The 20,513-nt window shown below is 59.2% G+C and carries 19 protein-coding genes and 4 tRNA genes; 3 read left to right on the top strand and 20 right to left on the bottom strand.

Going from position 1 to position 20,513, the window contains the following annotated elements:
* The 3 genes from K6U75_16190 to K6U75_16180 form a co-directional block, all read right to left on the bottom strand.
* Positions 1 to 302, bottom strand: a 302-nt coding sequence (locus tag K6U75_16190; protein ID MCL6476574.1) for a hypothetical protein, incomplete at its 3' end; no start/stop codon positions are given.
* Between the two features lie 333 nt (positions 303 to 635).
* Positions 636 to 2,081 carry a HEAT repeat domain-containing protein gene (locus tag K6U75_16185; GenBank protein MCL6476573.1) on the bottom strand — a complete coding sequence of 482 codons (1,446 nt, stop codon included), beginning with the start codon at positions 2,079 to 2,081 and terminating at the stop codon, positions 636 to 638.
* A gap of 77 nt (positions 2,082 to 2,158) precedes the next feature.
* The gene (locus K6U75_16180) at positions 2,159 to 3,976 is read right to left on the bottom strand and encodes a hypothetical protein (protein ID MCL6476572.1); all 1,818 of its coding nucleotides are present in this window, start codon (positions 3,974 to 3,976) and stop codon (positions 2,159 to 2,161) included.
* Positions 3,977 to 4,279: 303 nt separating this feature from the next.
* On the opposite strand from K6U75_16180, the gene K6U75_16175 reads away from it, so the two are divergent.
* Both K6U75_16175 and K6U75_16170 read left to right on the top strand, forming a co-directional pair.
* The gene (locus K6U75_16175) at positions 4,280 to 5,692 is read left to right on the top strand and encodes an alpha-glucosidase/alpha-galactosidase (protein ID MCL6476571.1); all 1,413 of its coding nucleotides are present in this window, start codon (positions 4,280 to 4,282) and stop codon (positions 5,690 to 5,692) included.
* On the top strand, positions 5,689 to 6,696 hold the full coding sequence (locus tag K6U75_16170; GenBank protein MCL6476570.1) for a class I SAM-dependent methyltransferase: 1,008 nt from the start codon (positions 5,689 to 5,691) through the stop codon (positions 6,694 to 6,696). Before K6U75_16175 ends, K6U75_16170 begins: the two co-directional genes overlap by 4 nt.
* A 12-nt stretch (positions 6,697 to 6,708) precedes the next feature.
* Here K6U75_16170 and K6U75_16165 read toward each other — a convergent pair.
* The 4 genes from K6U75_16165 to K6U75_16150 all read right to left on the bottom strand — a co-directional run bounded on the left by K6U75_16165 (position 6,709) and on the right by K6U75_16150 (position 7,051).
* Positions 6,709 to 6,784, bottom strand: a tRNA-Thr gene (locus K6U75_16165).
* A gap of 10 nt (positions 6,785 to 6,794) precedes the next feature.
* A tRNA-Phe gene (locus K6U75_16160) sits at positions 6,795 to 6,870 on the bottom strand.
* 12 nt (positions 6,871 to 6,882) lie between these two features.
* Positions 6,883 to 6,959: transfer RNA gene (locus K6U75_16155), tRNA-Asp, on the bottom strand.
* A 16-nt stretch (positions 6,960 to 6,975) separates the two neighbouring features.
* Positions 6,976 to 7,051: transfer RNA gene (locus K6U75_16150), tRNA-Val, on the bottom strand.
* Between the two features lie 125 nt (positions 7,052 to 7,176).
* Here K6U75_16150 and K6U75_16145 point away from each other — a divergent pair.
* Complete coding sequence (locus K6U75_16145) at positions 7,177 to 7,683, top strand: porin family protein (protein MCL6476569.1); 507 nt, start codon at positions 7,177 to 7,179, stop codon at positions 7,681 to 7,683.
* 193 nt (positions 7,684 to 7,876) lie between these two features.
* On the opposite strand, the gene K6U75_16140 is transcribed toward K6U75_16145, so the two are convergent.
* The 13 genes from K6U75_16140 to K6U75_16080 all read right to left on the bottom strand — a co-directional run bounded on the left by K6U75_16140 (position 7,877) and on the right by K6U75_16080 (position 20,354).
* On the bottom strand, positions 7,877 to 8,773 hold the full coding sequence (locus K6U75_16140) for a polysaccharide deacetylase family protein (GenBank protein MCL6476568.1): 897 nt from the start codon (positions 8,771 to 8,773) through the stop codon (positions 7,877 to 7,879).
* Between the two features lie 61 nt (positions 8,774 to 8,834).
* Positions 8,835 to 10,148, bottom strand: coding sequence for a S41 family peptidase (locus K6U75_16135; GenBank protein ID MCL6476567.1), 1,314 nt, complete (start codon positions 10,146 to 10,148; stop codon positions 8,835 to 8,837).
* A 15-nt stretch (positions 10,149 to 10,163) separates the two neighbouring features.
* Entirely contained in the window at positions 10,164 to 11,552 is a 1,389-nt protein-coding gene (locus K6U75_16130; protein MCL6476566.1) for a S41 family peptidase, read from the bottom strand.
* A 133-nt stretch (positions 11,553 to 11,685) separates the two neighbouring features.
* Positions 11,686 to 12,471: an OmpA family protein gene (locus tag K6U75_16125; GenBank protein MCL6476565.1), complete on the bottom strand. Its 786-nt coding sequence runs from the start codon at positions 12,469 to 12,471 to the stop codon at positions 11,686 to 11,688.
* A gap of 10 nt (positions 12,472 to 12,481) precedes the next feature.
* On the bottom strand, positions 12,482 to 13,354 hold the full coding sequence (gene motA, locus K6U75_16120) for a flagellar motor stator protein MotA (protein ID MCL6476564.1): 873 nt from the start codon (positions 13,352 to 13,354) through the stop codon (positions 12,482 to 12,484).
* A gap of 149 nt (positions 13,355 to 13,503) precedes the next feature.
* Positions 13,504 to 13,737, bottom strand: coding sequence for a hypothetical protein (locus K6U75_16115; GenBank protein MCL6476563.1), 234 nt, complete (start codon positions 13,735 to 13,737; stop codon positions 13,504 to 13,506).
* Positions 13,738 to 13,748: 11 nt separating this feature from the next.
* Positions 13,749 to 14,618, bottom strand: a complete 870-nt coding sequence (locus K6U75_16110) for a prepilin-type N-terminal cleavage/methylation domain-containing protein (protein ID MCL6476562.1) — start codon at positions 14,616 to 14,618, stop codon at positions 13,749 to 13,751.
* A gap of 174 nt (positions 14,619 to 14,792) precedes the next feature.
* Positions 14,793 to 15,524, bottom strand: coding sequence for a ribonuclease III (gene rnc / locus K6U75_16105; GenBank protein ID MCL6476561.1), 732 nt, complete (start codon positions 15,522 to 15,524; stop codon positions 14,793 to 14,795).
* Between the two features lies 1 nt (position 15,525).
* Complete coding sequence (locus tag K6U75_16100; GenBank protein MCL6476560.1) at positions 15,526 to 15,855, bottom strand: cyclic-di-AMP receptor; 330 nt, start codon at positions 15,853 to 15,855, stop codon at positions 15,526 to 15,528.
* A 56-nt stretch (positions 15,856 to 15,911) separates the two neighbouring features.
* Positions 15,912 to 16,568, bottom strand: coding sequence for a dTMP kinase (gene tmk, locus K6U75_16095; protein ID MCL6476559.1), 657 nt, complete (start codon positions 16,566 to 16,568; stop codon positions 15,912 to 15,914).
* On the bottom strand, positions 16,569 to 18,185 hold the full coding sequence (locus K6U75_16090; protein MCL6476558.1) for an AAA family ATPase: 1,617 nt from the start codon (positions 18,183 to 18,185) through the stop codon (positions 16,569 to 16,571).
* A 64-nt stretch (positions 18,186 to 18,249) separates the two neighbouring features.
* A complete protein-coding gene (locus K6U75_16085) occupies positions 18,250 to 19,683 on the bottom strand; it encodes a sodium:solute symporter family protein (GenBank protein MCL6476557.1) in 1,434 nt (477 codons plus the stop codon).
* A gap of 53 nt (positions 19,684 to 19,736) precedes the next feature.
* Positions 19,737 to 20,354, bottom strand: a complete 618-nt coding sequence (locus K6U75_16080) for a thiamine diphosphokinase (protein ID MCL6476556.1) — start codon at positions 20,352 to 20,354, stop codon at positions 19,737 to 19,739.
* Positions 20,355 to 20,513: the final 159 nt, after the last annotated feature.

Here is a 20,513-nt window from a genome sequence, read left to right as displayed (position 1 = left end):
CGCCAGCGACGACCGCCGTCAAATCCGTAGCCATACTCATACGCCAGCTGCACGTTGCCCCCGCCGTAGTCCCGACGAATCCGAACCAGCCTGCCCTCCTCGTCATACTCCAGCAACCGCGTGTAGCCCGGCCCCGGAAAACTCGCCAGCGTGCCGTCCGCGTTCCACACATACGTCTCCGTCGTGTTGGTTGCCGCGTCCACCACCTGTATCAGCCTGCCTGCGCCGTCAACCGTGTGTGTGCCACGATGCGGCAGGTAGTGACGGTTTTGAAAGCCTTCAGGAACTTCCAGAAACCGCACAAGACTGCTCTGCTACATTGATTTTATTAAACCGCTTGCGGATTTGTGAAGGCATTTTTGCGGGGTCGGTGGGAAATGTTTGACAAATCTTCTGGTGGAGGTGGTGGTTTGCCCTCACCCCCTGCCCCTCTCCCGAAGCTTCGGGAGAGGGGAGTGTGACCTCGCCTCCGTCCCCTCTCCTGCAAGGCGATGGGATTCGCGGACTCTCCCTTCCGTTGCAGGGAAGGGTGTTGGGGCGGTCGGTTAAACCACGCTGCGGGAGAGGGGTGTCGCGCATTCCCCCTTCCCTGCAAGGGAAGGGGGCTGGGGGATCGGTTCCCTTTGCCCAGCACATCAGCTTTCGCTGCTGCCAAGGCGCATGACCGCTTCGTCGATAATCCATCGCTCCGACTCGGGGATGCGCTGCTGTACCTGTTGCAGCAACTCCGCCGCTTGGGGGCTGCTGTTTCCTGCCAGCGCGATAAGCGCCCAGTGGCGTGCGGTAGGGTTGGGCGAGTTCAGCGCCCCCTGCAACGCGGTGACGCTGACCTCTCCCATTGCCGAAAGTGCACGCGCTGCCAAATAAGCTACGGTTGGGTTGTTAGCGCCCAGCTTGGCAACGAGAGGCTGTACCGCTGTGGCCCCCAGATTCGCCAGAGAGTTCGCTGCCGCCTCCCCCACACCGCCATCGGGGTCGGAAAGCGCATCGAGCAGATGGGGGATGGCTGAGGTTTGCCCTGTTTGCCCCAGCGAGGTTGCGGCTGTACGACGCACGTGATAGTCAGGGTCCTTCAATGCCACCGACAGGGGAGCTATTGCTGCGGGGTCGTTCATTCCGCCCAGCGCCTCGGCCGCCAGTCGCCTCACCTCCGGGTCTGCACTGCGGATGGCTTGAGTAAGTGCAGGGATGGCTGCACGTCCTGCACGCGCCAGCGCGCCTACCGCTGCCGAGCGCACAATCAGGTCCTCATCGCTCAGCGCACGTACCAGAGTAGCGACCGCCCGTGCACTGGCGATTTTACCCAGCGCCACCGCCGCCTGTGCGCGTGCGTCGCCGTCGTCCTCGGGGTTATTGAGCGCGCGAAGCAGGGCATCCTCGGCCGAGGAATGGGCAATCGCCGCCAGCGCGCCAATCACCGTTCGCCGTACCGCGGGGGAATCATCCTGATGCCTCAACAGTGCAGGTACCGCACGCGGGTCGCCCAGCTTGCCCAGCAGCTCGGCAACTGCGATGCGCAACGCCTCGTCTTCCTCGTCGATGAGCGGCAACACCTGCGGAGTACATACCTTACCAATACGGGACAGTGCATCACTCGCCGCGGCTCGCGAACCACTGTCTTTCAGAGCCTCCACCAGCTTGGGCACGATGGGTTCGCCCAACGTTGCCAGCGCCTTCGCCGCACCTGACCTGACATTGCTGTCTGCGTCTTTCAGTGCGTCCAGCAATGGCTGTGGATATTTGGGCGCCAGGGTGATGAGCTTCTGCGTGACATGCTCGCGCATTCTGATTTCGGGGTCTTTTTGCAGCGCTAGCAAGGCTTTGACAGCCTCTTCCGTGCCCAGCCGCTCGAAGGCATCCGCCGCCCTCATCCGCGCTGTGATAGGTCTCTGTTGCACCAGGTCGTACAGGGAGTCATGCGTTGCCAGTATCTTCGCGGCGGCGACCTGACGGGCCGGGTCTCTGCTTACCAGGTCGTCCACCGTCCTCTGGGTCTGCACGTTGCGCCATATCGTCCAGCTAATGATGCCGCCGATGATGAGTATCCAGATTGCCCACCGCAGGGCTGCCGCTCGGTTCATCCCTCTTACCTCGCTCAGATGGCTTTGTTTATGTCTTTACTTCGGTGCTACGGCCAGCGAATCCTGCCTCACGGGTCTTACGACCGAGCACACTGCTGCACAATCTGCTGCGCCAGATGGGTTACACCGTAGCCTCTGGTTGCCATCACAAACTGCTTGCCGTACTGTCGGGCGATGTCGCGTGCCTCTTTCCAGTGTGTTCGGCTGTAGCGCACCACCACGACGGTGATGTCGGCGTTGCGGATGCGCGCCTCCATGCTGTTGACGCTCTCGCTGCCGTCGAGGTCGGGCCAGTCCACCTCTGCCAGCTGCAATGCCTCCCGGATGTTCTGCTCTGCCTCCGCACGCCGATGGAAGCACAGCATGAACAGCTTTTTGCCCTGCGTGATTTTGCGTGCCTCGCGGAGCAGTTCGCCGTTTTGTTCGGCATGAGGCTCCTCCTCAGGCTGCGCTTCCTGCGGAGGTGTCTTCTGCTCCTGTTTCAGCAGGTGCTTGCCCAGATTCACCAAAAACTTGCGGGCTGCACTCTGTTCCGATTTCGCCAGAGCACATCGTTCTGGAACAGCGGGATTTTCCAGAAGAGAGTCGTAACCGCGCATCAGCTCGCACAGCTCGCGATGGGAATACGGTACCTGCGCCTGATGGCACGCCACCAGGGCGCACAGCAGGTCTTCCTCGAAACTGTCGGGGTTGGGTTCGGAGAGAACTGCTCTGAGGTGGTCTATTGCCTCTCGCTGTTGCGCTTTCTTCTGCACCTGCCGCTTCGCCGCCTCCCAGTGTTCGTCCGCATCTCGGATGTAGTGAAGTTGCCGCTGTCGGGGACTGTTGCTGGACAGCATCTCTATCTCCCATCGGCGACCTTGCGCCTCTTCGCGAACCGCCTCGCGCAGAGTTTCCGTGCCGTCCTGCTCTGCCAGCCTGCTCAGAAGCTGCTTGGATGTCCAGATTTGCTGCACCATCGGTACTGGGGCGGCGATGCTCTCCAGCAGGGGTGCGCCGGTGCCCTTGTCCATGTCACCGCGATACTGCTGGTACCACTCCCACATCTGCCAGCTGTGTGCCAGCGCCTCATAACCAGTCTGTAGAGTCTCCAGCTCGTGCTCGCTGAAATCGAGGTTTGGGTCCAGCGGCGGTAGCCACAAACCACTGACCTGCTGATGGGCAAGCGACGTCAACTGCTTTTTCACCTGGTTTGCTTCCCACTCGCGTCCGTATTCCACCGCCTCGGCGCGTATCAGGCGATAGCGGCACGCACTCGCCATCAGCAAGCACACGACCTCCTGACGGGGAAGAGTATGATTCTCCACATAGTCCAGTTGAGCCGCCAACCTCTCCAATCGCTCTGCCAGACGGGCTCGCGCCTCTTCTAAACGGGTCTCTGCGGCCGGCGGAACCTCTTTCTGCCCGTCGGGCGCGGCAGACGGCGTCTCAGGCTCGACGGCTTCAGGCAGAGTGAGAGGCACTTCCTGCGCACTTTCAGGCTCTTCCTGTACAGAGGTCGCTTCAACAGGAGGCTCCTCCAGAACACTCGTTTCCGCTGGCTGTTCCGCGCAAGACGGCTCCTCCATCGGGGCTTCCAGAGGCTCTGGTGAAAGTGTCCAGCCCTCTACCATCCGGTACACGGCTCGCATGGCAAGGGCAACCTCCGCTTCCTCACAAGCACCAACCAGAACACACAGCGCGAGGAGGGCGCGCAATGTGCTGGCTTTGCTCCCCGCCAGTTCCGTACCACGCTGCAAATCGCTCCAAACCGACGTGAGCAGGTCTACGGTCAGCAGCAATTGGCGGCGGCTCTCGTGGTCAAGGGTGGCTATTCGGATGCATGGCGCAAGGGACTGAATGGCTTGCTCCACCTGAAGACGCATCCCGGCAGACGTAACATCACCGTGATTCATCACAGCACCCTCCTTCAATAGAAAGTGTTGTGTCTATTTAGACGATTGAAACCCATAAAAAGTTTCAATATGGCACTTGATAATATTTAACTGTCAATTCTAAGAATAAACATGGCAGGCTTCTTACGGAAGGAAACAGGCTCGATGGTATCGTATTCTGCGAGCGGTTGGCTGTCACCAGGTCACAGGCTACAGTGTTCGTGAGGCGGTCTGGGTTGTCGCGGCTTTCGTCTCTCGGTGACCTGGTGTGAAAACCAATCCAGTGTCCACTTCGACAGCATGCCACATAAGGAGGAAAATGCCATGCGCAAGATTACCATCATCGGAGCGGGTGGATACGTCTTCCCGATTCGGTTGACGGTAGACATCCTTTCGTTTCCCGAGTTGCAGGATTCGGCCCTTTACCTCTACGACATTGACGGGGAACGGTTGGCACGTTCCAAGCGACTCATTGACGGCATTGTAGAGCGCAACAACCTGCCCACGCGAGTCGAAGCGGGATTAGACCGTCGGGAAGCCCTGCGCGACGCCAACTATGTCATCGTGGCGTTTCAGGTTGGAGGCGTAGAGGCTTACAAATGGGACGTGGAGATACCGCGTCACTACGGATTAGACCAGTGTGTGGGCGATACGCTGGGACCTGGTGGAGTGTTTCGAGGTTTGCGTTCCATCGCCGTCTTCGAGGACATCGCGCGCGACATGCACGAATTGTGCCCCGACGCGCTGATGCTGCAATACGCTAACCCGATGTCCATCAACTGCTGGGCGCTGAACCTGATGGGTATCAAGGTGGTGGGTCTGTGCCACAGCGTGCAAGGCACGAGTAGGATGCTGGCGCACGAGCTCGGCGTGCCCTACGAGGAGGTCTCTTTCAAGTGCGGCGGTATCAACCATCAGGCATGGTTCACCGAGTTCAAGCATAAGGGCGTGGATGTCTATCCGCGCCTGCGTGAAGTGATGTTCCAGAAATATCCCTCCCCGCTGGAAGTCAACGCGGATACCAAACTCCCGCAGAGCCGCTTCGCGCAGCGCGGCCTGGACCACCAGGCGGAAGACGAAGTGTACTACTACGAGCGTGTGCGCACCGAAATCATGCGCACCTTCGGCTACTTCCACACCGAGAGCTCGCATCACGGCAGCGAGTACGTACCCTGGTTTCGCAAGAACCCCGACATCGTGAAAGCCTATATCCCCGTGCGATGGGATTATTACGAGATTTCCTGCTCGTATCAGGAGGAGAGTCATCAGGAATATCTGCGCCAGCTGTGCGAAGGACCATTGCACCTCAGCGAGGAGTACGGCGCGCGCATCATCCACGCCTGTGAGACGGGCGAGCCGGTGGTGATTTACGGCAACGTGCCGAACTGGGGCGCACCGGGCACCGACCCCAAACACTCGCGCTCGCATATCATCTCTAACCTGCCGCACAACTGTTGCGTGGAGGTTGCCTGTCTGGTAGACCGCAACGGCGTGCAGCCGGTCGCATTTGGTGACCTGCCCCCGCAGTGCGCCGCCATCAACCGGCAGAGCATCAACGTGCAGGAGCTGGCGGTGCTGGCAGCGATGCACCGCGACCGCTCGCTGGTGTATCAAGCGGTGGCAATGGACCCGCTGACCGGCGCACTGCTTACCCTGCCGCAGATTCGGCGCATGGTGGACGAGATGTTTGAAGCAGAAAAGCAGTGGCTGCCCCAATTCGCAGGAGGGAATGCATGAAGCGCATCCGGCAAACAGCCCAAAGGCTTTACGAGATTTTCCAGCGGGTGCTGGACGAGCAGAATAAAGGACGATACGCCCCAGAACTATGGTCTTCCTACGGACACGTGGGCACGCGAGCGGGCGCGCTTCGCAGAACGCTGTTTGTCTCTGACCTGTGTCGGCTCGCCAAGTTCGACCCGCAAGACAAGGTCATCGTGGATGCCGGATGTGGTTTCGGGGTCATCGCCATCATCATCCACCTGCTGGGAGCACGCAAGGTGTGGGGCTGCGATATCTCGGAAGAACGGCTCACCACCTTTCAGAGAATCATTGCCGACCTCAGGTTGGAAGCGTATCTGGAGGGGCATCTGCTGCCAGTGGAAAATATCCCGCTGGAGGATTGCTCGGTAGACGCAGTGGTTTCCAACGAAGCCATTTCCCACTATCGGGATGTGGATGCGTTTGTGCGACAGGCAGCCCGATTGTTGAAGCCCGGCGGGGTATTGCTCATCGCGGACGGAAACAACGCTGCTAACCTTTCGCGTCGCCGTTTTACCCAAGAGATATGGGAACGCTTTGAGAACAGACCTGCCGGAGAAGTGCATGGGCACTATCTGGAAACCCCTTACAGGGAGATGCGTCGGCAAATCATTCAGGCCACCGCCCCCCAGCTGCCCGAGGACATTGTCACACGCATTGCTGAGGGTACAGCTTACATGGATAGGAACGCTGTAGTGAAAGCAGTGCACCACTACCTCGCCACCGGCACTCTGCCCTCATCCCGTTTTGACCGCAATCGGTGTCCGCTGAACCCGATATCGGGGGCGTATATGGAAATGCTGTTTCACCCGGCTGAGCTGGCACGGCAGATAGAAGACTACGGTTTTCGGGCGAGGCACTATGCAGCTCTTGGTGGTGCGATTCCCGTCCCCTTGGTAGGGATAAACCATCTGTTCAGGCTGCTCACTCCTTTTACCCTGCCGTGGGCCCGAGCATTTCGGGTGGTCGCCGTAAGGGTGTAGTAAGACAGGCGGTGGAGCCGACGGGCGGACTCGAACCGCCGACCTACGCATTACGAGTGCGCCGCTCTACCGACTGAGCTACGCCGGCTCATAAGAAATGGTGCCGCGGGGCAGAATCGAACTGCCGACACCAGGATTTTCAGTCCTGTGCTCTACCAACTGAGCTACCGCGGCATCGGGCAAAGGTGGCGGGGACGACGGGGCTCGAACCCGCGGCCTCAGGCGTGACAGGCCTGCGCTCTAACCAACTGAGCTACGCCCCCGCAAAGGTTGTAAGCATGGTGGGCGAAAGAGGGCTCGAACCTCTGACCTCTTCCTTGTAAGGGAAGCGCTCTTCCACCTGAGCTATTCGCCCTCTTTGAAGGAACATTTCCCACCAGCACCGTATATTATTCCAAAAATCTTGCGATTTGTCAACGGGGTACACGCGATTTCTCGCCCCAAGACACCAAAAAAAGCTCAACACAAGGAGGTCTTCCAATGCGCAAGTGGTGGACAATGCTCGTCCTGGCTGTCGCGATAACCGCCGTGTTGCCGGCAGCCGCACAGGAGGAAACCGGGAATAACAACCTGTGCGTGCGCGCGGGTGTCTTCTTCCCGCAAAAGTCCGATACCAGGGATGTGGCGGATAAAGCGTGGTTCACAGCAGGGATCGAGTACGCCTTCCAGCCGCTGGTGGCGCCCGGCTTTGAAGGCAAATGGACGCTCAGCGCCGATTTTATGGGCAACAAAACCATGCAGAATGTGCCTGTCCAGGTCAATCTGGTCAGTATGTTTAACCGATTCACCTGGAGCGTCGGCGCGGGCATCGGTTTCGCGAAGGATGTGAACGGAGAAGCCAAGACAGGCTTGACCTACAGCGTCGGGGTGGGCGCCGCACTGGGAAATACCTCCGTCCCGCTGGAAATCGGCGTGATGTGGAGAGGCATGACCAATGTCAACAACCAGCTGGATGGTGTAGCGGTGCATTTGCAGCTGCGCTTTTAAGCCAGCGTGGCACTGGCGAATTGTTCTAATGCTATCGGCTGGAGGGCGAGGCTCCGTTCGGGCTGCGAATCGACTCCCCGCCTGCGGGAAGGTCGGGTAAGAAGCGGCTTACCCGGAGGTTCGCCCTCCCCAAAACGCAGGCTAACGCCTGCGGCTACATTGTGCTACATTCTGTGTGTTCTCTGACATTCCACTAAGGCTCCCCATTACTGGAGCGCAGCAGCTCGCTGACCTTCACCACACGATACCCCTGCGCATCCAGCGCGTTCAGCAGTTGCGGCAAAGCCTGTGCGGTCGCCTCGCTACCGCAGTGCATCAGCACAATCGCGCCCGGGCGGATGTGGCGCATCACGCGGTCGGTAATCATCTGCGGGGTGATGTCCTTCTTGACGCTGTCCCAGCTGTCCACAGTCCAGTAGATGGTCAGGTACCCCTCCTCGGCGGCTACCGAACGCACTCGTTCGTCGCGCGCTCCAAAGGGAGGGCGGAAAAGGGGCTTGGTACTGCGTCCGCATATACGCAGCGCGGCCTCTTCGGTACGGCGGAGTTGCTCCCGGATTTGTTCATCCGTCAGGGAGGTAAACGCCGGATGAGACCAGGAATGGTTACCCAGCTCATGTCCCGCATCGGCGATTTGACGAGCCATGTCCGGGTAGCGTTCCATCCACTGCCCCGTTAAGAAGAAGGTGCAGTGCACCCCACGCTGCGCCAGAGCGCGCAGGATGGTGGGCACAGGCTCCGCGGAGCTGCCCGCGTCAAAAGTCAATGCCACCAGCTTCGCCGAAGGGTTACCGGCATCCACTTCACGTGAAGAGACTTTTAAAGGCGCAGCGGAAGAGGGTACTGCGTCGGAGCCAGTCAATGGTGACAGGTTCTGGGGGCTCTGCACCGCCTCTCTCTGCGGCGCTGCAGGTACCGATTGCTTTCGCGATTCAGGAGCACGAGCAGGTTGTACCTGCCTGCTGGCGGAGGGGGACGTCACCTTGTCGGGCTGGCTACGATCCGATACCGGAGGGACGACGCGCGAGACGTAAACAGCCACGGCAAGGACACCGACGACCACCAGCAGAAGCTGCAGTATTCCCCACACGAACCGCGTGCTCTGGCGCGGTCGCCGCCGAGATGTTGTTCGCTTACGGGATGCCATTGCCCTACAGTGCGGACGCCACTTTGGGAGCCGTCAGCTTCTCGCGCAGATACTCTACTGCCTTCTTTAGCTGCACATCATGGGCGCGGTCGTCGATGTCGGTCATTTCCTCGCTTTGCTTTACCACGATATCCGGCTGAATACCACCGCGCCTGATTTCGTTTCCGTCCGGGTCCACTTTGCGGTTCAGGTCGTAACCGCTGGGGGTCAGATATTTCGCCGTCGTGATGGCAACTGCCGAGCTATCCTGCAACTGGAAGATAGTCTGCACCAGTCCCTTGCCAAAGGTGGTTTCGCCAATAATGACGCCACGCTTGTTGTCCCGAATGGCTCCTGCCACGATTTCCGACGCGCTGGCGCTCCACTCGTTCACCAGCACTACCAGAGGGTAGGGCTTGAGGGCTCGCCCGCGCTCGGCATGTAGTTTGGTAATCTGTCCGTTCTTCTCTTGAATAAGTACCACCACACCGTTGTCAATGAACCGGCTGGCGACGTCCACTGCCACGTTCAGCAAACCGCCGGGGTTGTAGCGCAAATCCAGTATCAGCGCACGCAACCCCTTTCCTTCCAGTTCGCGTACTTTCTGCACCAGCAGCTGGTCGCATTTCTCATTGAACTGCTCCAGCCGTATGCGTCCGATACCAAGTTTCTCATCTTCCATGTAGGAATACACCACCGGCGAGGTAATCAAATCGCGCACAATGCTGATATGCAGCAGCTTTGCCTCGCCCTTGCGTCGAATAGTCAGCTCCACCTTCGTGCCGCGCGGACCGCGAATCTTCTTTACCACATCGTCCACACGCATACCAGCTACCGGCTTGCGGTCTACCTCCACAATCACATCTCCAGCCCTAATACCTGCCTTATCTGCAGGGCTTCCTTCAATGGGACGGTAAATCACAATCTGTCCCTCTTTTTCCTGCAGCTGCGCACCGATGCCGAAAAAATCACCGCGCGTGTCTTCCTGCATACTGCGGTACTCGGTGGGGTCCATGAAGCGGGTATAGGGGTCGTGCAGCGATGCCAACATCCCACGGATAGCGGCGTAGGTGAGCTGCTTCTCGTTCAGCGGCTGATAGTAGTGGCTGCGCAGGCGCGAGAGTACGTCCCAGTACAACCCCACGGGCCAGAGGTACCCCTGCTGAGCGTCCTGCTCTATCTGCAGGGCGAGATTCACCCTCTGAGGAACGGTCTGTGCGGCGTACAGCGCACGCCGAACGTCCCCCGTTCTCAAATCCGAATAGAAGAAGCCCGCCAGAAAGGCAAGCGTGACGAGAAGCGGGGCAAATCCCGAAAGTGAAAAACGCTTTTTCTGCATGGTCCCTTTCCCTTCCTACGATGCCCGTGTGGTCGTGCGCTGCGTGAGAAGGCTCACGGCTTTCTCCAGCGCCAAATCGTGTCCCTGTTTGAGAACGGTCGGAGCGGCTACAGCAGGGTAAACTCCCTTGCCGTGAAAGTCGCCGCCACTCCATGTCAGAAACTTACCGGTGGTCATCGTAAACGCGGAACCGTCCGGCAACGGCACAAAGGTCTGTACTAGTCCATCGCCGAAAGTGCGCTCGCCCACCAGTTTCGCTCCCGCTTTGTCGCGCAGGAGCACCGCCAGCACCTCCGCGACGTTTGCCGTCCCTCGATTCACCAGCACCACGATTGGCGCCTTCACGCGAGGGTTTGCACTGATGTTCACCTGCTGGCGGCGTCTGCTCTCCCCATTGCGTGTTTCTATGACTGCCAGCACGGGGCTTTTCGCCAGCATCGCTGCCACCTGCGATGCCGATTCCACCGAACCGCCGGGGTTATTGCGCAGGTCAACAACCAGTCCCTGCAAACGATTGCCCAACCCCGCCAGTGCGGATTTCAGCTTTTCCGGGGTCTGCGTGTTGAACTGCACAATGCGCAGATATCCCACTTGACCCGGAAGCAGCCGGTACGCCACCGGGTCCACGTTGAGAACGCCTGGCGTCACCTTCACCTTGAGGGTGGAGTTGCCCCGACGTACGGTGAGTGTCATCGCACCCTGGTCTTTGTTTGTCAGCGACCTCATCGCTTTGCGCAGGTCCAATCCTGCCAGCACCCGTTTGCGGGCATCCTCCAGCGCCTTCACCAGCTCGTTACCGCGTACTCCCGACCGCTGAACCTGCCGGAACGGGTCATAGGCAATGACCCACTTGCCGTCGATCTCGGTGATGACGTCGCCGGGCTGCAAACCGGCTCGTTCCGCCGGGCTACCGGGTAGAGGAGCAACCACAGTCAGTTCGCGCCGTTCGATATCCTGCGTGACGTTTCGGACAACCCTCAGCACAGCGCCGATGCCATAGTAGTTACCCTGCGCAGCCTCCTGTAGCAGCCGCGCTTCCTCCGGCTCCAGAAAGCGGGTGTTGGGGTCATTGAGTGATTGCAACATTGCCCGCACCGCGCCGTACGCCATGGGCTTTGTCATCTCCGGCGTGTAGTCCACATGCTGCTTCTCCACGTACTTGAACACGCTGTAAAAGAGCTGCATCAGGTCCATGCTGACAGGAGATGCATTATCGCTCGGCGTCAGCGCCATCGAATAGCTTTGCTTGGGAGAGTACTCCTGCAGCGAGGTCAAACGGGCCCCCGGATTAGCCGTTGCTACGGGCAGGGTTACTATCTGCTGACGCAACCACCACCCCACAGCAAAGGCGGCTATCGCCAGCAGGAACCAGGGCAAAACATGCCGAGAGGCGCGAACAACCACTGATGAACCTCCATTTCGTATACCGGTTTGTAGACGCTGGCGGGCAACGTGATACACTTGTCCAGTAACCGTATTATAGCACCCGTCGGAGCGCAAAGTCAATCGCAAGAATACGAAAATATCCCTCCTTACCTCACTTAAATTCCTTGCTGTAGGCGATGAGCAAGCTGATGCGCCGGTTAGAGTAGTGATAGGGGTCATTGGGCACGCGCAGCTTGTTGTCGGCATAGCCACGCACCTCATAAATCTGTCCTTTGCGTAAACCGCTGCCTTCGAGGACACGTCGCGCGCTGTTTGCCCGATTCACCGATAGTTCCCAGTTGGTCATACCTCCTCCCGAAAAAGGACGGCTATCCGTATGCCCCTCGATGACGATGCGATTGGGAAGCTTCGCAAGGTGCTTGGCGATGCGACTGAGAAGCTGGCGGGCTTGCGGATTCAGCTCCGCACTCCCCGTCATGAAGAAAACCGATTGGGAACTCTCCAGCAGTTCCACTCGAAGCCCTTCATCCACAATCTGTATCTGCACATAGGGCTTCAGGTGTTTGAACTCGGGTACGCTCTCCACAACCTTCTCTATCTCTTTTTTCGCCGCCTCCATCCTTTGCTTTTCGGAGACCTCACCCGGTTGGGGCAGCTCCTTCTCACCTGCTTTGGCTGCTCCGCCATCCGGCGATATACTGAACGCCAGCTTTCCCTCATTGACCGCCTTCATGAAACCGACCGGGTCCTTAAAGTACGCCGCAATGGCTTCCTTGATGTTCTGGCTCAAGCCGATAATCCACATCACCAGAAAGAACGCCATCATAGCGGTCACGAAGTCAGCGTAAGCGACCTTCCACGCACCGCCATGATGGCCGTGTCCGCCATGCTTTTTTTTGACGATGCGGATGTCGCCGCCCTTCTCGCTTCCTGCCATCACTGACCTCCTACGCCGCTGCTGCCTGTCGACCGCTTCCCTTCACGCCTTCCTCCATCTCGCGGAAGCTGGGACGATAAGCAGGTGGAATCTGACGACGGGCAAACTCCACACAGGTAATAGGCGATTCGCCACGAGCGAAGGAAAGCAGCGCATGGCGGATGCACTGGAGATATTCCTCTTCCGCCTGCACACGCCCTTCCACCGCCTGAGCAAGGGGCTGGAACATGCCATATGCCAGCAGCACGCCCAAGAAGGTACCAACCAGTGCCGCTGCCACCTTCTGACCAATCTGCTCGGGAGGTCCGTTGATCGCCTGCATGGTGATGACCACACCCAGCACCGCCGCCACGATACCGAAGCCAGGCATCGCGTCGCCAGTCTTGGAAAGCATGTGCGCCGGCTTCATCGCTTCCTCTTTGTGGGTCTCCAGGTCAATCTCCATTAAATCGTTCAGCTCATAGTGCCCCACGGCGCCGGTGAGAATCACCTTCACCGTGTCGCATAAGAACTCCATCGCATGGTGGTTGGCTGTAATGCCCGGATACTGGGCAAACAGTTCGCTCGATTCCGGGTTCTCCACATGTCGCTCCAGAGCCAACAGCCCCTCTTTGCGCGCGAGCGTAAACATACCGAAGAGCATCTGTAGCAGCTCCATGTAAGCTTCCTTGCTCACCGGAGGCGGCTTTAGTAGCCCCAACACCGCTTTTATCAACGTCTGCACACCGCTGATACCGTTGCCCACAATAACGCCGCCAAATGCAGCGCCGCCGATGATGATGAACTCCGAAATCTGGATGAGCAAAGCCACCTTGCCGCCGTGCATGGTGTAGCCCACCAGAATGGAGCCAAATACCACCGCTAAGCCAATCAAGACAAACATGTACCCTCTTTGACCTCCTCGTGAAATCGCACAAAAGGGTGTCACTAAGTATGTTGGCTAAAAGAGGACGTTTGTGAAGAGGCAACCACGCAAGGATAGAGTGAGGGGCAATCTGGTTGAAAGACTGCCCCCCTGCAAACAAACAGCAGTTACCTTACTGATCCAGCGGCTTCCGCCGGAGCCCCGCCCTCTACCTCAGGGGACGGCTGCTGCTTCATCAGACCCGCCTTCCCGCCAGGGAACATATCCACAAAACCCACGTTTTTCCCCTGCTGTGGTTGAATCAGCGATTTGTATGCGGAGAAGGCGGCGATGACTATCGCTACAACCGCGATAATCACCCAGATGACGGTCTTACTGCTACTGGGAGGTGTTTTGGACATGGCTCTTCTCCTTAAGGCTTGAACGCTTCGTTCCAGTGCAGATAGTTAAACCGCCGCTCCGCCACCGCCTGGTCGTTCCAGGGCCAGTACATAATCTGGCTGCGTCGCAGCGCCTTGGCATGTCCATCTGCCCACCCAAGCGTCATCAGCTTGTTGTGGTTGCCCATCGCAAACCGCCCGTCGCCCTGTCCGCACCAGTTAACCGTCAGGTAGTTGGGCGCCTCGGGCCAGGCGGGGTCAGCGATGTTGCGGTTGTCCCACCGCCAGTGCGTGAAGTTGCGTCCGTAGCTGACCGTCGTCCACAACTCGTACATGATGGCGGTCTCACCCGGTCTGCCGATTTCCGACATTGTCTTGGACTCGGCGGTAGCCGCACCCTGCGCGGTGCTGATGGGATAGTAGGCACATACACCAAAGGTTGCCGTGTTCTCCCACGTGCCCGGCTGGAAATGGGTGAAGGAATAGCTGATCTTGTACCATGTGCCGTTCGGTCCGGTGCAGTCGTCACGCGGAATGCCGTCGCTGGGACAGCCCCAGATGCCGGTGTTCTTGACGTAGGGGTTCAGCATATCCTCCGGACCGATGGTCTGGTCAGGACCGTTGGGGTCATTGTTCCAGCAACGCGATGGACAACCGCTGGTACACGCGCCCGGATTGGTAAAGCAAGCAGGGTTCCACACCAGCAATCGGTGGAACTTCTCATCGTAGTCCTGCGTGTACATCAGCGCAGCGAGCAGGATTTGCTTGACGTTGGAGATGCAGTTGGACTGTCGTGCCTTTTCGCGCGCCTGCGCGAAAACGGGGAAGAGGATGGCTGCCAGTATCGCGATAATCGCGATGACCACAAGCAGCTCAATGAGCGTAAATCCTCGGCGAGACATGGTTCATCAGGCTCCTTTCCGTTAGGGTTGACCTCTGAGATTATTATAGAACTCCTTGCCAAAATGGTCAATAACAATGCGATAAAAGATGGGAGTTGTTCACCTGCCCCTTTCTACGCCTGCTCCTTTCCCGCTGTATTTCGCTTGTACGAGTATTATATAACGCTTAAGGAACTATGTCAAGAGAGGGCATTCGAAATCATATTTGGTTTCACTGCGTTGGTTCCCCGCCTGTTCCAGTTTTAGTAGCGCCTCGCGTGCCGCCGCCTGTTCCGCTTCCTTCTTGCTCTTGCCCGTTCCGGTGCCCAGTACAACTTCACCCAGGCGTACCTGTACACAGAAGGTTTTATCGTGGTCCGCTCCGGTGGTGGAGACCACCTCATACTCAGGGGTCTCATGCAGCAGGGCGTGTGTTTTCTCCTGCAACCGCGACTTGTAATCGTGAGCGCGAGAGGCATCCGGCGCCCTATGGATGACGTCGCCCAGTATCTGCAACACAAACCGCCGCGTTTCTTCCATGCCTGCTTGCAGATATACCGCCGCAATCAACGCTTCCACAGCGTCTGCCAGAATGCTGCTGCGTTGGCGTCCACCCTGCGCCTCTTCCCCCGCGCTCAGGCGCAACACCTGGTCCACCCCAAGCTGCTTTGCCACCTGAGCCAGAGTCCGTCGGCTCACCACGAGCGCACGGGCACGTGACAGGTCGCCCTCCGTGTGATTGGGGAAAAGATGAAACAGCTCTTCGGTGACAATCAGACCAAGCACGGCATCGCCGAGAAACTCCAGACGTTCGTTGCTCTGCGCCGCGCCCTCTGCCAGTACGGAGCGATGCGTCAACGCCTGCTCCACCAGCGGGGCGCAGGTTTCTGGAATCTGGATTTTCCGGCAAAACTCCCGCGGGGACATGTCAAAAACGTTCGAAACGCTCCACGTTCACGACGAAGACAATCGCGCCTCCCACCAGCACCTTGACCGGGTTCGGCACGAACGCCCCTACCGGCGCAGCATCCGGCGGTAGTACGTTCACGTACTGCTCGCGCGTCTTGCAGCTCTCTCCGATGAGGCGAAGCACCTGGTCGAGGTCTTCGTCCTCCACGCCGATGAAGAGGGTCACGTTGCCCTCGCGCAGGAAACCGCCTGTGCTTGCCACCTTCGTGAACTTGAAGCCGTTGCGTAGCAGCGCATCCGAAATCTTGTTCTTGTCGCGGTCATGCACGATAGCGATGACCAGTTTCATGATCCTTCCCTCCTGCCTTGCGGACGGCTCTATTATACAGGAAGTGCTACGGGGGTTCAATCAGCGCTCTTACCAGAGGATGCCCCGACACGAGCCTCGTTCTGAGGATGAACAGATACGCCAGAACTCCGCAGAGCACTTATGTCCGCCCAGATCAGGTTCTGCAAATCCGCCAGCGGTCGCATGGCGTCCAGCACCAGATAGCGCTGTGGCTCTCGCTGCGCTTCCGCCAGAAATCCCACGCGCACCTGCTCATGGAAGGCTATCTCCTCCGCCCCAATGCGGTTGCGCTCGCGCTGCCGCTGCAGCCCCACCTGCACCGGCAGATCCAGCAGGTACGTCCGCACCGGCTGCAACCCACCGGTAGCGAACCCATTCATCTGCCTCACCCACTCGACGTCCAGCCCGCGCGCGTAGCCCTGATAGACCAGCGTGGAGTCAGCATAGCGGTCACAGATAACCGTTTTCCCCTCGGCGAGAGCCATGCGGATATGTCGGGTATGGATGGCGCGGTCGGCGAGAAAAAGCAGCAGTTCCTCCTCGCGTCGCAGGTCGCCGTGCTCCAGCAACACCTCGCGCAGGCGTGGTTCCCAAGGTTCATATGTCAACCAGTTGGGAATACCTTCTTGCCGGAGACGTTCAGAAAGCCAGCGGGCAAGGGTGGTCTTGCCCGCTCCCTCAACACCTTCGAAGGTGATAAACAGCGCGTCCATTTACGGCGGTGAGATGCGCACGCGACGGTTCGGCTCGACTCCCACGCTCTCCGACACCAGCCGGTACTTCTCGACCAGCTGGTGCTGCAGGCGACGAATGTAGCTGTTTTGCGGAGAGAGGTCTACCGGCATCGAGGTGCGCAGCACCTCCTGAATGGCGGCTTCCGTCTCCATCAGCGCAGCTTCCGTCGGGTCGAGCGCAGGTTCCGAATCTTCCCAGCCCTCCGGCGGGCGCATCGCGAAGATGTCCTGAACGCTACCGGCAATCTGCGCGTAGGTGTTGCTCTTCACCACGTACACCGGTAGCCCCCGTGCCGACACTTCCTTCATGCGCGTGGGCTCGCGGCGGGCGTTTGCCTTCAGGGCAATCACCACATCCGCCTGCTGCACGTCTCGCACAATGTAGGCAGGCACGCGCAACTCGCGAATCGCGCGCTCGAGGCGGTTACGACTGACCCCGTAAGGGAAGATGCGCACGGTGGAGGGCAACTGACGCCGCTCACGCACCTGGCTGGACGAACGCACCACCAGCGTGCCGGTTTCGCGCGCGGGTTCGGGTGCATCTCCTGCCTGAACGACCTGAATCGTGCCATCCGGCAGGCGCACACGCACCTCCGGACGAGGCGTCTCTCCGCGCAGGATGCGGTCAACGGTGCTGGCAACGTCATGGTGTATCGCCAGTTTGTCCTTCTCGATCATCTCGATGATGATGTCGAAGGTAGGTGGCGCCTTCCGCTCCAGTACCGTTTTCTGCGTGCCGCGTCGGCGTGCCTCTTCGTCGGAGAGGGTCACCGCCTGAATGCCTCCCACCAGGTCGCACAGGGTGGGGTTCATCAGCAGGTTTTCGAGCGAGTTGCCATGCGCCGTACCGATTAGCTGCACCCCGCGTTCGGCGATGGTACGTGCGGCGAACGCCTCTGCCTCCGTGCCGATTTCGTCGATAACAATGACCTCCGGCATGTGGTTCTCTACCGCCTCGATCATCACCGCGTGCTGCAGTTCGGGCGAAGCTACCTGCATGCGCCGCGCCATGCCAATCGCGGGGTGCGGGATGTCGCCATCGCCGGCGATTTCGTTGGAGGTGTCCACAATTACCACGCGCTTGTTGAATTCGTCGGCGAGAACGCGGGCGATTTCGCGCAGCTTGGTGGTCTTGCCGATGCCGGGACGCCCCAGCATCAGCACGCTCTTGCCGCGCTCGATAACGTCCTGAATGATGTCAATAGTGCCGAAGACCGCCCGTCCCACGCGGCAGGTTAGCCCGATGATGCGCCCCTGCCGGTTGCGGATAGCGGAGATGCGGTGAAGGGTACGCTCGATGCCCGCACGGTTGTCCTTGCCGAACGCGCCCACGCGTTGCACCACGTAGTCGATGTCTGCCTCCGTCACCTCCATGTTGCTCAGCTGGAGGGTGCGATCCGGAAAACGTGCCTGAGGCTCCCGACCAAGGTCGAGAATGACCTCCAAAAGGTCTTCCAGACTCGGCTCCTGTTCGAGGGCGCGACGCACCTGCGGCGGCAACACCGCCAGCAACTCGTCCAGATTGTCGGTGACACGCAACTGCGTCTTCGGGCGCTGCAATATCTGCGCGCCAGTTAAGGAAGTGAAGCTGCTCATGCAGTCTGTAGAGACTCTTTTCCCTCCTGCCGATTACGGCGTGATGCAGAGTGTTTTTCTATCTTTATGATACCGGATGGGGCGCCCCGGAAGCAAGTTTTCGCCCGGTCAAAACCCACCCTGCCACATACACTATCACCGCCACCGCTAACCCCGGATACATCGGCTGCAAGAAGGCAGGGTCCTCCAGCCTCCTGCTCAGTAACCCGTATATCATCCAGCTCAGTGATGTACTGAAACCCAGCACCATGGTCGCCAGCGCAAACCCAGGCGATACCCGAAAACGACGGGTGTAACTGCCGACCAGAGGCAACAACAAGCCGGGAATAAACAGCGACCCGATGAGATACCACAGGTTCACTACCGACTGCACCCGCCATGCCAGCACAATCGCCAGCACGCCCACCAGCGTGATACCCCAGCGCGTGTAGCGCATCGCCTCCGCCTCTTCGCCTCCGCGCCAGCGCCACATCAGGTCGCGCCCGAACGTCACCGCCGACAGAAAGGTATAACTCACCACCGTGGACATTACGGTCGCAAACATGCCCACGAAGAAGATGCCCTTCGCCACTGGAGGAAGCACCCGCTCCGCCAGCACGGGATACGCAAACTTGGGGTCTTGCAGGCTGTCGCCCAGAATAGCCCTTGCGTAAAGTCCTGCACTGGTGGTCAGCAAATCGAACACAAACCAGCAGCAGACGCTCAACACAATCCCCCATCGCGCCACCTGTGGCGACTTCGCTGCGTAGCACCGCTGGTGAAATCCGGGGTCAATCAGCGTCCACAGCGCAATAAAGAACCATACTATGATGTACTGGACAGAGTTTCCCCCGTGCCATGTCAGGTGCAACGGCGGCAGGTGCTGTCGCAAAAACTCCAGGCCACCGTACTGCGCCACCAGATACGGCAGGATGATGGCGAAACCGCCAAACATCATCAGGAACTCCAGCACGTTCACGCGCACATCTGCCTGCAGTCCGCCATGATACAGGTAGACGGTGCTCAACACCATGCCTACCACGAGCCACAGCAACAGATTGCCTCCGAACACCAGCTGAAACAGTACACCCAGAATGAGCGTATAGGGTGCGGGCGTGGTCATGCAAAAGGTCAACAAAGAGCCGAACAGACCGCAGGCGCGTCCGTAGATGCCGTACAGTCGGTCGGGGATGGTAAACAGCGCCGCCTCGCGCACGCGCGGAGCCAGCAGCCACGCGAAGAGCAGAGCGAAGACGTAGTAAGGCAACCCAAACACCACCCAGTTAGAGACGCCGTAGGAGTAGCTGAACTCTCCTACCCCCAGAATGCCGCCATACCAGGTGGCAACCAGCGTGGCAACGAAAGCGGGCAGGCTCACCGTGCGCCCCGCCACCAGATATCCTACCGCATCGCCCTCACGCAGGTGGCGCCGCGCCGCAAAGCCCACCCACAGCACCGCCAGCAGGTAAAGCACCAGTACCGCGACATCACCCGCCGAAAAGTGTACCAATGGCTCCACTCAAGCCCTCCCATGTAGCCGCAGGCTTCAGCCTGCGTCCAACGACACACCACCTACCGAAGCCGAATCACCACCAGATACCCCTGCTCCCACGTAACGGACACCGGCGAGGAAACCACCACGTTGCTCACGCCGCGCGTACCAATGTTCAGCGTCTCGCCGTGCAACGCCCACTTCAATCCTTCGGTGCGCACACCATGTACCTCCCCCAAAGGCAGCAGCGAAACGGTCGCACCGCGCGGGGCATCGAAATGCACACGCCGATGTCCGAAATAGGTAATGGAATGGTCTTCCACGAAGCGAATCTCCGCCCTGTCGGCGTAGCGCACCGCGCCGCAAACGTTCCCCAGCACGTGGTCCAGCCGATCGCCGGTGGTTCCCACCACCACAATCTGCGGGTGTTGCCAGCGGGTTACCGCAAAACGCAACGCCTTTTCCAGGTCGGTATCGTCCTGTCCGGGGTCGTGAATAACGCTCTCCGCAGGGAGCGATTGCAACAGTTGCGCGGGCACCGAGTCGAAGTCGCCCACCACGTAGTCGATGCGCAGCCCCGCCTCGCGCAGACGCTCCGCTCCCGCGTCCGCGCCAATGAGCACATCTGCTTCCACTACCACCGACTGAAGCAGTTCCTGCTGCGGCGGCTGACCATTCAGCACGATGAGAACACGCATTCCCTTATACCCCGGGTATATTTTTTAGGAGTTACGCATTTGAAAGGCTGCTCGAAAGTTTGTAAACTAAAGAGACAACTTCTGTCATTCTGAGCGAAGCGAAGAATCTCTTTTGTGGCTCTGAGATGCTTCGCTTGCGCTCTGTTAGTATAGACGTGG

Source organism: Bacillota bacterium, assembly GCA_023511455.1.
In the GTDB taxonomy this organism is placed as follows: Bacteria; Armatimonadota; HRBIN16; order HRBIN16; family HRBIN16; genus HRBIN16.
Note: the sequence above shows the minus strand (reverse complement) of the source record. Positions and strands in the feature narration are given on the sequence as shown.